The organism is Rhodococcus koreensis (assembly GCF_900105905.1).
Taxonomy (GTDB): domain Bacteria; phylum Actinomycetota; class Actinomycetes; order Mycobacteriales; family Mycobacteriaceae; genus Rhodococcus_F; species Rhodococcus_F koreensis.
The window spans coordinates 911,714-923,926 of sequence record NZ_FNSV01000005.1 but is presented as its reverse complement, the minus strand read 5'-3'; the positions used below and the strand labels follow the sequence as shown (position 1 = coordinate 923,926).

The 12,213-nt window shown below is 63.5% G+C and carries 11 protein-coding genes and 1 pseudogene; 8 read left to right on the top strand and 4 right to left on the bottom strand.

Going from position 1 to position 12,213, the window contains the following annotated elements; genetic code table 11:
• Positions 1–43: 43 nt before the first annotated feature.
• Positions 44–613 (top strand): TetR/AcrR family transcriptional regulator, encoded by a 570-nt coding sequence (locus BLV94_RS08935; protein WP_072948679.1) that lies wholly within the window; start codon positions 44–46, stop codon positions 611–613.
• A gap of 111 nt (positions 614–724) precedes the next feature.
• Here BLV94_RS08935 and BLV94_RS08930 read toward each other — a convergent pair whose 3' ends face one another.
• On the bottom strand, positions 725–2,002 hold the full coding sequence (locus BLV94_RS08930; RefSeq protein WP_083395539.1) for a PucR family transcriptional regulator: 1,278 nt from the start codon (positions 2,000–2,002) through the stop codon (positions 725–727).
• 321 nt (positions 2,003–2,323) lie between these two features.
• Here BLV94_RS08930 and BLV94_RS08925 point away from each other — a divergent pair, with 321 nt between their 5' ends.
• The 3 genes from BLV94_RS08925 to BLV94_RS08915 all read left to right on the top strand — a co-directional run bounded on the left by BLV94_RS08925 (position 2,324) and on the right by BLV94_RS08915 (position 5,371).
• Positions 2,324–2,650, top strand: coding sequence for an antibiotic biosynthesis monooxygenase family protein (locus BLV94_RS08925; RefSeq protein WP_341866455.1), 327 nt, complete (start codon positions 2,324–2,326; stop codon positions 2,648–2,650).
• Positions 2,651–2,773: 123 nt separating this feature from the next.
• Positions 2,774–4,606: a GMC family oxidoreductase gene (locus BLV94_RS08920; RefSeq protein ID WP_072948682.1), complete on the top strand. Its 1,833-nt coding sequence runs from the start codon at positions 2,774–2,776 to the stop codon at positions 4,604–4,606.
• Positions 4,607–4,672: 66 nt separating this feature from the next.
• Complete coding sequence (locus BLV94_RS08915; RefSeq protein WP_072948683.1) at positions 4,673–5,371, top strand: type 1 glutamine amidotransferase domain-containing protein; 699 nt, start codon at positions 4,673–4,675, stop codon at positions 5,369–5,371.
• A gap of 67 nt (positions 5,372–5,438) precedes the next feature.
• On the opposite strand, the gene BLV94_RS08910 is transcribed toward BLV94_RS08915, so the two are convergent.
• Complete coding sequence (locus tag BLV94_RS08910; protein ID WP_072948685.1) at positions 5,439–6,134, bottom strand: type 1 glutamine amidotransferase domain-containing protein; 696 nt, start codon at positions 6,132–6,134, stop codon at positions 5,439–5,441.
• A 33-nt stretch (positions 6,135–6,167) separates the two neighbouring features.
• Positions 6,168–6,644, bottom strand: a complete 477-nt coding sequence (locus tag BLV94_RS08905) for a MarR family winged helix-turn-helix transcriptional regulator (protein WP_072948687.1) — start codon at positions 6,642–6,644, stop codon at positions 6,168–6,170.
• 187 nt (positions 6,645–6,831) lie between these two features.
• Between BLV94_RS08905 and BLV94_RS08900 the strand changes: the two genes are divergently transcribed.
• Complete coding sequence (locus BLV94_RS08900; protein ID WP_072948689.1) at positions 6,832–8,199, top strand: MFS transporter; 1,368 nt, start codon at positions 6,832–6,834, stop codon at positions 8,197–8,199.
• A gap of 229 nt (positions 8,200–8,428) precedes the next feature.
• On the opposite strand, the gene BLV94_RS08895 is transcribed toward BLV94_RS08900, so the two are convergent.
• Positions 8,429–8,752 carry a hypothetical protein gene (locus tag BLV94_RS08895; RefSeq protein ID WP_072948690.1) on the bottom strand — a complete coding sequence of 108 codons (324 nt, stop codon included), beginning with the start codon at positions 8,750–8,752 and terminating at the stop codon, positions 8,429–8,431.
• Positions 8,753–8,976: 224 nt separating this feature from the next.
• On the opposite strand from BLV94_RS08895, the pseudogene BLV94_RS50805 reads away from it, so the two are divergent.
• From BLV94_RS50805 to grpE, 3 genes and pseudogenes are all read left to right on the top strand, one after another.
• Positions 8,977–9,129: pseudogene (locus tag BLV94_RS50805) on the top strand (serine protease); the annotation flags it as partial.
• 499 nt (positions 9,130–9,628) lie between these two features.
• Positions 9,629–11,476, top strand: a complete 1,848-nt coding sequence (gene dnaK / locus BLV94_RS08890) for a molecular chaperone DnaK (protein ID WP_072948711.1) — start codon at positions 9,629–9,631, stop codon at positions 11,474–11,476.
• Positions 11,473–12,144 carry a nucleotide exchange factor GrpE gene (grpE, locus tag BLV94_RS08885; RefSeq protein WP_072948693.1) on the top strand — a complete coding sequence of 224 codons (672 nt, stop codon included), beginning with the start codon at positions 11,473–11,475 and terminating at the stop codon, positions 12,142–12,144. Before dnaK ends, grpE begins: the two co-directional genes overlap by 4 nt.
• Positions 12,145–12,213: the final 69 nt, after the last annotated feature.

The following is a 12,213-nucleotide window of genomic DNA, read 5'->3' as shown; positions in this document are numbered from 1 at the left end:
CATCGAACCCTTAAAGCAAACTACTGTGCGTTAAAGTAACCTCATGTCGTCCGATTCTGTTCCCACCCGCCGCACCGGCGGCCGAAGCGCACTGGTCATCGCGGCGGTACGCGACGCCGTCGAGGATCTGATCGCCGAGAGCGGCGCGGACAAGGTCACCGTGCCGGCTGTCGCTGCTCGTGCGGGCGTGAGCCCCTCGAGCATCTACCGACGATGGGGGGACGTCGGAAGTCTCGTGGCCGAGGTTGCAACACTGCGCTTGGACCCCGATCGGCCGCTCCCCGATACCGGGAACATCGGCGACGACCTGCGGGCGTGGGCACGGGAGTTGTACGGACACCTCGCTCGCCCGACGAAGGCGTCACTGTTGCGGGCCTCCGCCGTGCTCGCCGACGACGGCGAGACCAACTGCCTGGCATCGCGCCGAGACGAAGCGGAGCGACTCGTCGAGCGTGCGCACGCGCACGGTCAGTTCACTCCCAGTGTGCGGCAGATCATGGACCACCTCGTTGCCCCCATCATTTATCGCATCACCTTCGAACCCGACACCGTCGACGCCGGATTTCCGGAAACACTCGTCGCCGAACTGGATCGGATCACAGAAACGGGGTGATGCGAACGGTCCGCGGGCGATTTCGTGGTGCAGTACCAACCGAATTGGTACCCGGACAACAAACCGAACACACGATGGTGAAGCACCGGCAGCCGCTCTACCTCCGAGAGCTCAGGACTCGCGACTGGACGGACCACGCGGAGTGTCCTGGCGCGCGTGCGGGGTGAGCAACTTGACGGCGACGAGGAGATCCAGGACGTCGTCGAAGCGCCGAAGGTCCTTTCCGGTCCGCTCCGCGATACGGTCCAGCCGGTAGTAGGCGGTGTTGCCGTGGACATACAGTGTCTCGGCTGCCGCCTTCGCATTGAGGTTGGCCTTGGCATAGGCCTCCAGGGTGTCGATGTACACGCGATCGGCGGCAAGGTCGTCTTCCACGAAACGCCGGACTGCGGGATCGATGAGACGGCGCGCGGTGTCGTCGCGTTTGGTGATGAGGTATTCGAAACTTGTCAGATCGTTCAGCGGCTTGACGCCCGGGCTGTCGGACAACGCTTCGCGGGCGGTGACGGCTTCGCCGTAGGCCCGAGGCACTGCACCGAGACCGCGGTGCACCGTGCTGATGCCGATCGTGAGTTCGATGCGCTGTGCGCGCAAGGTGTCGAAGGCATGAGACAGGCTCTGGGTGACCGTGTCGCTGCTGCCGTCATCCGCCGGGAAGATCCCGATGAATTCCCCGTGCCGGAAGGCGATCAGGCCGCGGGTACGGGTGTGGTCTGCGCCCGTGACGCCCAACGCACGGACGATTGCCTGTCGGCTTCCCCCGTCCGAGGCCGCGAGACCGGAAGCGACAACGATCGCCGAGCCGAGTTCGAGTCCCGCGGTCCGCAGCGTCGCCTGCCGGGAACCCACGGTGGGAGTCTTGCCGGCGAGCAGGTCGTCGACGAGGTCCCGCGCCGCCCTGGCCGCGTCCGCGAGTAGGAACTGCTGCGCCTCCAGGTACCCTTCTGCGGCGATCGTGCTGCCCGCTTCGATCACGCCCATGATGAATTTGACGGAGTCGGTCGCCGCGGCCTGAAGGTCGGGGTGTTGCCGGGCGATTTCGAGGACGCTCTCCCAGAGGGTCGACTGGCTGATCCGGAACGCCTGGAGGAAGTCGGCGAGCGGAATCGACTGTGTCACCCGGCGCAGGGCGTGGTTTCCGGTGATCCGGAAATCGTCGCGCGACGGGAATCGGTCCTGCGCCAGACTGTGCGCGAAGGTGTCGAAGACATCGCGGCAGTGAGCTGCGACGTCCTCCCGCAAACCGGGATCGGCATTGTCCCGATAACTCGGCACCTGCTCGCAGATCCGTGTCGCGGCGAGTGCGGCTACCTCGTGCACGGTGTCCTCGACGTGCTGTGCGAGTTCGCACGTGAGGTTCTGTGCGTCGGAGTGCGGTCGGTCGACCACGGGCGTCACCCCTATCGAAGTGCCGAAGACGACGTGCGTCCCGGTACGACACCACACGCCATACCTGGGTGCCGTTCGGAATTGTGGATACCTCACACGCTAGCCCGGTGCTGCGGCGTCCGGTCGCATAAGGCCTTGGTGTCGGTCAACGTACCCGCGCCGGGATCACTGCCGGCGCCCAGGGTGTCGGGCGTGGATAGTGGCCCACATCGATGCCCGGCCGTTGTCGATCGTTCACAGGGCAGTCTGTGATTCGGGCACTGTGTCCGACCGGATCAGTCTGCCTATCGTGTCGGTGGTGCGTCCATCGGGCCACTGCACATGGGTGCTTGTCGATTCCCGAGGGGTGTCATGGTTCGCGAACTCGCACAAATCGATGTCGACGCCGGAACGGCCGACTCGTTCGAAGCGGCGGTCGGAAGAGCGGTTGCACTGTTCGACGCCACCGCAGGGTGTACGGGCATTCGCTTATACCGGTCTGTCGAGGTCCCGAACCGATATTGGTTGGTCGTGGAGTGGGGCACGATCGACCAGCACACCGAATTCCGGAACTCTCCCACGTTCGGGCACTGGCGTGTCCTGGTCGGGGAGTTCTTCGCCGCGAGTCCGGTCGTCGAACACCTCGACCAGGTCGTGCTCGGATTCTGAAAGTCCTGTTGGAGCCACATCCTGCGCAGGCAGCTCTGCGACATGAATCGACGACAGGGCGATCCGAGCGGCGAATAATGTGGCAGGAGGCACGCGCCGTGGAATCGTTCGACGGGAGCATCCATGAGTCTTACCGAGTCGGAATACGAGTTCGTGATCGTCGGGTCGGGTGCCGGTGGAGGCCCACTCGCGGCCAACCTCGCCGCCGCGGGACATCGAGTGCTCCTGCTCGAGGCTGGTGACGACCACTCCTGCGTCTACTACCAGGCGCCGATCTTCCATGCCCAGGCATCGGAGGACGAAGACATGCGCTGGGACTACTTCGTCCGTCACTATCGAGACGACCACGCGCAGGCCGAAGATCCGAAACATACGCCCGACCGCGGCGGCGTTCTGTACCCGCGAGGCGGGACGCTCGGCGGGAGTACCGCAATCAGCGCCATGATCACCGTCTGTCCCCACAACAGCGACTGGGACCGGATAGCGACCACCGTCGGCGACGACTCGTGGCGTGCCGAACGGATGCGGCCTCTGTTCGAACGAATCGAGCGGTGGCGGGACCCGACGACACCCGGAGCGGACCCTCCGGAGAACAATCCCGCACGTCACGGCTACAGCGGGTGGCTGGGAACCACGCGTGCCGACCCTGAGGCCGGCGGCCGTGAACCCTACTTCCTCGACATCATCGACACCATGGACCAGGCATCCCGCGAGCACGAACCGCCCGACGAAGACTGGCGGGAACCCCCGCAAGATCCCAACGACTGGCGGGTCGTCAAGTCCGGAGGAACCGGGATGATATTCATCCCGGTCGCCGTCACCGACGGCGTCCGCAACGGGAGCCGCGAGCGAATCCTCGGCGCGCAACGCGACCATCCGCAGAACTTACACATCGAATATTCGGCACTCGCCACCAAGATCGTGTTCGACGGAACGAGAGCCGTCGGCGTCGAATACATACGTGGGCGGCACGTGTACCGCGCCGACCCCCGAGCGAGACAGACGGACGGAACCTCTATCGCACGGCGCCGGATTGCGACCGCCACCGCCGAAGTGATCATCTGCGCGGGCGCGTTCAATACTCCCCAGCTCCTCAAACTCTCAGGGATCGGACCACGCGCCGAACTCGAATCGTTCGGAATCGACGTGGTAGTCGACCTGCCCGGAGTCGGGGAGAACCTCCAGGATCGATACGAGATCACCGTTGTCGACGAAACAGCCCACAACTACCCCATTTTCGAGGGTTCGACCCTGGATGCGCCCAAACGTGGAGAGCACCCTGATGGCCTCTTCACCGAGTGGCGCGACAAACGCACCGGGCCCTACACGACCAATGGCACTCTCGCCGCATACGTCAAACGGTCGAGCAGTGCCCACGACGACCCCGACTTGTTCGTCTTCTCGCTACCGGTGTTCTTCCGCGGCTACTACCCGGGTTACTCGAGCGATTTCACGAAGAGTCACAACAGCATTTCGTGGGTCGTTCTCAAAGCACACACGAACAACACCGCCGGCAGCGTCCGATTGCGGTCCCCTGACCCCTTCGACACCCCGGACATCTGTTTCAACTATTTCGCCGAAGGAAGCGACGACGGCGGTGACGACCTGGCCGCGGTGGTCGACGGTGTCGAATTCGCACGCGCCTTGAGTGCCCGACTGCGCGGATTCGTCGCACACGAGGTTCTACCCGGTCCCAGCGTCCGCACGAGGGAGGAGATAGGTAACTACATTCGGCAACAGGCGTGGGGCCATCACGCGTCCTGCTCGTGCAAGATCGGGGCCGACGACGACCCGATGGCTGTTCTGGACGGACGGTTTCGGGTGCGCGGAGTCGAGGGACTCCGCGTTGTCGATGCATCGGTATTTCCCCGCATCCCTGGCTTCTTCATTGCCGCGGCGGTATGGATGGTGTCGGAGAAGGCATCCGACACCATCCTCGCCGAGTACTCCGGATAGCCGCGTTGCATCGCGCTCCACGCCCACCACTGTGAATTTTGTTTTCCGCGAGAGAAGGCGTACAACATGTCGGAATCGACTCGAATCCTGGTCATCGTGACCAACGCAGGGCAATACGAGAAGGTCGGCTACCGCACGGGGTTATGGCTGGGAGAACTGACGCATTTCTACGATTACGTCACCGATCACGGCTGTCAGGTGGACATTGCCAGCCCGGTAGGAGGATTCGTCCCCATCGATCCGGAAAGCCTCGCCCACGACGTCCTCGACGAACTCGGAACAGGCAAGCGGTACCGCGATCGCGAGTTCATGACTCTGCTCGACGATACGATGAAGGTTACCGACGTCGATGTAGGGGACTACGCCGCCATCTACTTCACCGGTGGGCACGGTGTCATGTTCGACTTCCGGGGTGACGCATTGGGTGCCGTGACGGCCAAGTTCTACGACACCGGCCGCGTCGTGTCCGCCGTCTGTCACGGCCCGGCCGGTCTGCTCAATGTGCCGCTCGGGAATGGGGATCCGCTGGTCAAGGGAAAGAATGTCACCGGATTTTCATGGCCGGAAGAAGAGGCGGCGCAGCGAGCCGATGCTGTCCCCTTCCGATTGCAGGACGAGCTGAAGAAATTGGGTGCCAACTACAGCATGGCCGACAAACCCTTCGAGACCTACGTCGTCGAAGACGGTCGCCTGATCACCGGGCAGAACCCCGGGAGTGCCCGCGCAGTCGCTGAAGCGGTCGTGAAGGCGCTTCAGTCAACCTGAAATCCGGCCACGCATCAAGCGGCCCACCGGCCAGGAGTCGCGACGGACTCCTGGCCGGCGGCCACACTCAGCCGAGCTGGCGGATGACGGCCTCGCCGACCTTGCGGGCACTGTTTGGATTCTGCCCGGTGATCAGGTGGCCGTCCTCGACGACGAACGGGTCGAAGGGATTCGGTGCGAGGGTGAACCGAGCTCCGCGGCTGCGCAGTTCGTCTTCCAGACTGAACGGTACCGCGTCGCCTCGCTGTGCAAGTTCCTCCTCCTTCCACGTGAATCCTGTCACCGAGCGGTCTTTCACGAGGTATTCGTCGTCGCCGATTTTGGCATTGAGCAAGCCGGTCGGACCGTGGCACACCGCGGACACGATCTTCCCGGCCTCGTAGAACTGTGCGATCAGTTCAGCGAGTGTCCGGCTCTGCGGGAAGTCGAACATCACTCCATGTCCGCCGGTCAGGTAGATCGCGTCGAAGTCCGCCGCATCCACCTCGGCCACAGACATGGTCTTGTCGAGAAGATTCATGAAATCGCGATCCGCATACCGGTTTCCGGTTCCAAGATCGCCGAGGAAATCGTGGGACAGGCTCTCCGGGTCGATGGGAACGCGTCCGCCCGCAATGCTGGCGATCGTCAGTTCCAGTCCGGCCTCTTCGGCCACATCCCAGAAGTGCGTGAGTTCCCCGAGCCACAGACCGGTGCGGTAACCCACCTTTTCGTACTCGCCGATGCTGGTGACGATGACGAGAACCTTCGAACGAGTTGTCATGTGCTGTTCTTTCGTGTCGTGAGTTGAGTGTTGTCAGGTCAGGTCGTCGCGGGAACCACGTGCAACTCTGCCGAGTAGCGAACGGAATACAACTCGCTCGTCCGCGGCGAGCACGCGGAGGACGGACTCTTCGGCGATGCGCACATCGTGTTCGAGGGCGGCATGGTGAGCGGTTCCGCGGTCCGTCGGGACGATCTTGCGGGCACGACGGTCCGCCGGATCCTGTACTCGCTCGACGAGACCAGCTTCTACCAGGGCATCGATCACGTAGGTGATGACGGTGCGATCGATTCCGAGGTAATCGGCAAGTCCGATCTGGGTCGGCAATTCCTTGCGCAGCACGGTGTGCAGCAATTGGTAGCCCCGCGTGCCATGGGGGAGATCGGCAACAGCCGGCGCCACGAGATCACTGAAGTGGCGCTGAAGTGTGCTGACCGACCAACCCAGGTCGCAGTCGACGTCCGCGGCACTCCCCGGCAGACTCGGCGGTTCCCCCGATGAATTGACCATGGAACGAACTGTAGGAATCGGCGTTCTGCGTCACCAGTGGATTGGTGACAAACTCATCTGTGCGCCCACACAAGTGAGAGGGACTGCGCCCCCGGGACTGTGACGCAGACCCAAATCGTCCCGTGGATGCTCACAATCTTCGCCGCCGCATCTCGCCGCCAGGTGAGAGGGCGGTCACAGTATGGCAATGACTTACACCGCCACTGCCGCCCCGCCCAGCCTCCGCGCCCAAGCCCGGAAGGCCTCGGTCGCTGCTGCGCTCGCCTCGTCGCTCGAGTGGTACGACTTCTTCATCTACGGCACCGCTGCCGCGCTCGTCTTCAACAAGACCTTCTTCGATACCGGGGACCCGGTAGTGTCCGCAGTCAATTCTTTCGCAACATTCGCCGTCGCGTTCGCTGCCCGGCCATTCGGTGGTGTGATTGCCGGGCACTTCGGCGACAAGGTCGGCCGCAAGCCGGTGTTGATCACCGCGATAGTCCTGATGGCCGTCGCGACGTTTCTCATCGGATTTACCCCGGACACCCAACTGATCTGGCTTGCACCGACATTCCTGATCATCCTCAGAGTTACGCAAGGACTGTCTCTCGGCGCCCAATGGGGAGGAGCGATGCTCCTTGCCACCGAGTACGCCCCGGAAAATCGGCGCGGCTTCTACGGGAGCTTCGCGCAGATCGGTGTGCCGATCGGCGTGCTCACGGGAAATCTGGTCTTCCTTGTGTTGAACGGGACTGTCGGTGAACCCGCCTTCCTGGCGTGGGCGTGGCGGATACCGTTCTGGATCAGCATCGTGATGCTCGGAGTCGGGCTCTACATTCACCGGTACCTCGAGGAAACCCCGGCATTCCGTGCCGCCGAGACGTCCCTTGCTTCCGCGGCGAAATCCACCTCACCCGTGCTCGAAGTTGTACGGAACAACTTCGCGACGATTCTGCAAGCGGCAGGCACGTTCATCGTCGTGAACGCCATCTTCTACGCCACTATCATCTCGTCGTTGCAGTACGCGAACGTGGTGCTGAAGATTGCGACACCCCAGGTCCTGCTACCCATCCTCGTCGGCGCGGGTGTGCAGGTAGTTCTCATGCCGGTGGCTGCGCTCGCCTCGGACATCTTCGGCAGACTACGTGTCTACGCGATCGGAGTCGTGGCGATCGGACTGTGGTCCGTACCGATGTGGTTGATTTTCAGCCAAGCGACCCCGCAGAACACTGTGCCGATCTGGGTGGCCGTCGTCGTCGCGTCGGCTTTGATCAGCATCTGTTACGGCCCACAAGCCGCGCTCTTCGCGGAGATGTTTCCCCCGCACGTGCGGTACTCAGGTGCATCGTTGGGATACCAGATCGCCACGGTCGTCGGAGGCCTCACACCAATCGTCATGGTGGCCTTGATCGACGGAGAACTCGGCAACGCGTGGAGATTCGCCGCATACGTCGTACTCCTCGCGTTGGTGGCGCTCGTCAGCGTCGGACTAATCCATCGCGGACACAACAACACGCACGGCGCCACCAGCAAGGGGATTGCCCCCACCTCTCGCAGCACCGCCGAAACTTGGTGAAGTATTGATCGACGTCGGAGAGGAGCGACACGCCTTGACGCTGCAAGCAAGGGGAGTTCGTGTGTATGCGTCGCTCTCTTGACCCTCGTGTTGTGGCTCGTGATTGAGGTGTGCTCATAGAACTCGACGCCACACCGGTCGAACAGGCCCACCCGTGTACTGGTCTCCGCAGGTGACAGACGGGCTGCCGCACCTCTCCGATAGCTGAAGGATTATCAGCCAACGATTTTCACCGTCCCTCCGGCGGCCACTTCCAGCCGCGGAGGGCGTAGTACTTCTCGCGGGGCTCACCGGTCCAACCATTGATGCCTTTCCGTGGAAGCCACCAGGCGTGGACCAGCAGGACGATCATGACCAAGGCGCCGAGCAGCACGAAGAACCAGAATCGCCCCGCTGTGCTGGAGACCAGGACCGACAGGCCACAAAACACGACCATCTTCCCGATCCGCCGCCATTTCGGGGTGTGCTCCTCCCAATGTCCCCACACGATGGTGCCTACTGCGGTGATCCCGCAGATCACGGCGATCTCAAACCAGTAGGGCCAGCTGCTCATCGTTCACCTTCCCATGATTCCGCAGCTACCGCAGCTACCGCAGCACCGATCCACACAATGCCTGACCCAACGTCATGGTGTAGCCGTCCCGGCCCATTCAAGGGTGCGATCACACAACTCGCGGGGCCGCCCTCGAGCGGACGGCACGGTCTGCGTGAGCTATCCGAGGAGCCCGCTGCGCTGGCAGGGTCGCCGCGCGGCTCGCGGCAATGTCCGTGCCCGGCGGCCCACCGGTGGTCGTCGGCTCCACGCTGGTGGCGATGGTCAACGCCAACCCCGTCGCCCCGTGTATCGGCCCGGAGATCGGCACCAACATCAATTCGATTGTCGCCGACATGAATGCAACGGGCGGGTACGGCGCCGGCTACCTGCCCATCTCAGTAGGCGGATACATAAGCTCCCGACCGACTGGCGGATCCGTCGTTGCACAGGCGCATCCAACCGCATCACTGTCCCGCCGGTCAGCACCCCGTCGGTGAAGGCGAAGTTGCCGTGGAATCGGGTGTTGATCGTGGCCAGTTTCGACCACCTGAATATTGCGGTGTTCCGTCGATCGAGTGGTTCGATCAGATGCCCTGGCACCATCGCCTCCTGGTGGGTCGTGTCGGGCGAGATTCGACCCCCATGGTTCGACGGGGTGCCCCGGTCCTCCAGCCCGCGCACGGGTCGTGTTGTTCCCTCCTTCGATGAGGTGGGACGCGGTGGTGCCGCGGCATCCGACGAACACTCCAATGTTGAGCGTCTAACGCTCAATTCTTCTTGACCTCATTTCAGGTCCGAGGGAAAATTGAGTCGATAACACTCAGGTTCGGTGGGTGTGATGTCTAGCGGTTCCGCGAAGGACCACGCCCGCCAGGTGTGGTGCTGGAGGCGGTCATGGCTCGCGCGGTGGGAATCGATTTGGGGACCACAAACTCGGTGGTGTGTGTACTCGAAGGTGGCGACCCGGTGGTGGTCGCCAACTCGGAGGGTTCGCGCACGACACCGTCGGTCGTGGCGTTCGCGAAGAACGGTGAGGTGCTGGTCGGCCAGCCAGCCAAGAACCAGGCAGTCACCAATGTGGACCGGACGGTGCGCTCGGTGAAACGGGAGATCGGCACCGACTGGCACGTGGCAATCGACGACAAGAACTACACCGCGCAGGAGATCAGCGCCCGAGTGCTGATGAAACTGAAGCGGGACGCGGAATCGTATCTGGGTGAGGACATCACCGACGCCGTGATCACCGTCCCCGCGTACTTCGAGGACGCCCAGCGTCAGGCCACCAAGGAGGCCGGCCAGATCGCCGGCCTCAACGTCCTGCGCATCGTCAACGAGCCCACCGCGGCCGCCCTGGCCTACGGGCTGGACAAGGGCGAGAAGGAACAGACCATCCTGGTCTTCGACCTCGGTGGCGGCACCTTCGACGTCTCGCTGCTCGAGATCGGCGAGGGCGTCGTCGAGGTCCGGGCCACCTCGGGGGACAACCACCTCGGTGGTGACGACTGGGACGACCGGATCGTGAAGTGGCTGTCCGAGAAATTCAAGGCGAGCAGCGGATTCGATCTGACCAAGGACAAGATGGCGATGCAGCGACTGCGGGAGGCCGCGGAGAAGGCCAAGATCGAACTGAGCTCCTCGCAGAGCACATCGATCAACCTGCCCTACATCACCGTCGACGCGGACAAGAACCCGCTGTTCCTCGACGAGCAGCTCTCGCGCAGCGAGTTCGAGAAGATTACGTCCGATCTCCTCGACCGCACCCGGGCTCCGTTCCAATCGGTGATCAAGGACGCGAAGATCTTGGTCAAGGACATCGACCACGTCGTGCTCGTCGGCGGTTCCACCCGCATGCCCGCTGTGACGAATCTGGTGCGCGAGTTGACTGGCGGGAAGGAACCGAACAAGGGCGTCAACCCGGACGAGGTCGTCGCCGTCGGCGCCGCCCTGCAGGCCGGCGTGCTCAAGGGCGAGGTCAAGGACGTGCTGCTCCTCGATGTCACCCCGCTCTCGCTCGGCATCGAGACCAAGGGTGGCGTGATGACCAAGCTCATCGAGCGCAATACCACCATCCCGACCAAGCGTTCCGAGACCTTCACCACCGCTGACGACAACCAGCCCTCGGTGCAGATTCAGGTGTTCCAGGGTGAGCGCGAGATCGCCTCGCACAACAAGCTGCTCGGCTCGTTCGAGCTGGCGGGGATTCCGCCGGCACCGCGTGGCGTGCCGCAGATCGAGGTCACCTTCGACATCGACGCCAACGGCATCGTGCATGTGACCGCGAAGGACAAGGGCACCGGTAAGGAGAACACGATCAAGATCCAGGAGGGCTCGGGCCTGTCCAAGGAGGAGATCGACCGGATGATCAAGGACGCCGAGGCACATGCCGCGGAGGACGCTCAACGCAGAGAGGAGGCGGAGGTGCGCAACCAGGCCGAGTCGCTGGTGTATCAGACCGAGAAGTTCATCAAGGACAACGAGGACAAGGTGCCCGCCGACGTCAAGGAAAAGGTCGAGGCGTCGATCACGAATGCCCAAGAGAAGTTGAAAGGCAGCGACGTCGCGGCCATCAAAGATGCCATCGAAAAACTGACCACCGACTCGCAATCCCTGGGCCAGGCGATCTACGACGCACAGGCGAAGGACTCGGCCGCCGCCGGCGGAGGGAACGGCGCCTCGGAAGGGGCCGGTGAAGTCTTCGACGCTGAGGTGGTGGACGAACCTGGACGGGAGGACACCCGATGACCAGCAGCGAGCGGCGCAACGGCGACAAGCCGCCGCGGGAACCGATCGCGATCACCGACAAACGCCGTGGCGATCCGGACACCGGCCGGGTACGCGAGCACACCCCGAGCGAGCCCGTCACCCCGACCCCACAACGGGAACCCGACCCGACCACGCCGGACGCCGAGATGCACCCTGGGTACCGGACTGATCGGGAGGCGGGCGAACACCCTGATCGAGTGGCGGAGTTGACCGCCGATCTGCAGCGGGTGCAAGCCGAGTACACCAACTACCGGCGCCGAATAGAACGCGACCGGCACCTGGCGGTCGCGGCCGCGATGGCATCGGTGGCGGCGAAGTTTCTCGGGATCCTCGACGATCTCGACCGAGCCCGCGAGCACGGCGACCTCGAATCCGGACCACTGGCTGCGATCGCGGCCGAACTCGGTGCGATCCTGAGCGGCCTGGGGGTGGCCGCATTCGGTGAAGAGGGCGACCGCTTCGATCCCACCCTGCACGAAGCAGTCCAGCACGAAGGCGCTGGGGGCGATCCCGTCGTGGGCAGGGTGCTGCGACGCGGCTACACATTCGGTGGCGGCAAGGTGCTGCGGACCGCGACAGTCACCGTGGTCGAGGGACCCGCTCGGCCAGGGGACGTCACGGGCACAACATCGGGCGACGATTCCTGAGACGCCGCCCACGAACCCGTCAACGCCGTTCTTGGCGCGTAGCCCTTTTCCAGCTACCGGCCAGAGGGA

Bases quoted from the DNA above. Each gene is read 5' to 3' on its own strand.
- BLV94_RS08935 (WP_072948679.1), top strand. From the start codon at position 44: ATGTCGTCCGATTCTGTTCCCACCCGCCGCACCGGCGGCCGAAGCGCA.
- BLV94_RS08900 (WP_072948689.1), top strand. From the start codon at position 6,832: ATGACTTACACCGCCACTGCCGCCCCGCCCAGCCTCCGCGCCCAAGCC.
- BLV94_RS08920 (WP_072948682.1), top strand. From the start codon at position 2,774: ATGAGTCTTACCGAGTCGGAATACGAGTTCGTGATCGTCGGGTCGGGT.
- BLV94_RS08905 (WP_072948687.1), bottom strand. From the start codon at position 6,644: ATGGTCAATTCATCGGGGGAACCGCCGAGTCTGCCGGGGAGTGCCGCG.
- grpE (WP_072948693.1), top strand. From the start codon at position 11,473: ATGACCAGCAGCGAGCGGCGCAACGGCGACAAGCCGCCGCGGGAACCG.
- BLV94_RS08915 (WP_072948683.1), top strand. From the start codon at position 4,673: ATGTCGGAATCGACTCGAATCCTGGTCATCGTGACCAACGCAGGGCAA.
- BLV94_RS08910 (WP_072948685.1), bottom strand. From the start codon at position 6,134: ATGACAACTCGTTCGAAGGTTCTCGTCATCGTCACCAGCATCGGCGAG.
- BLV94_RS08925 (WP_341866455.1), top strand. From the start codon at position 2,324: ATGGGTGCTTGTCGATTCCCGAGGGGTGTCATGGTTCGCGAACTCGCA.
- dnaK (WP_072948711.1), top strand. From the start codon at position 9,629: ATGGCTCGCGCGGTGGGAATCGATTTGGGGACCACAAACTCGGTGGTG.
- BLV94_RS08895 (WP_072948690.1), bottom strand. From the start codon at position 8,752: ATGAGCAGCTGGCCCTACTGGTTTGAGATCGCCGTGATCTGCGGGATC.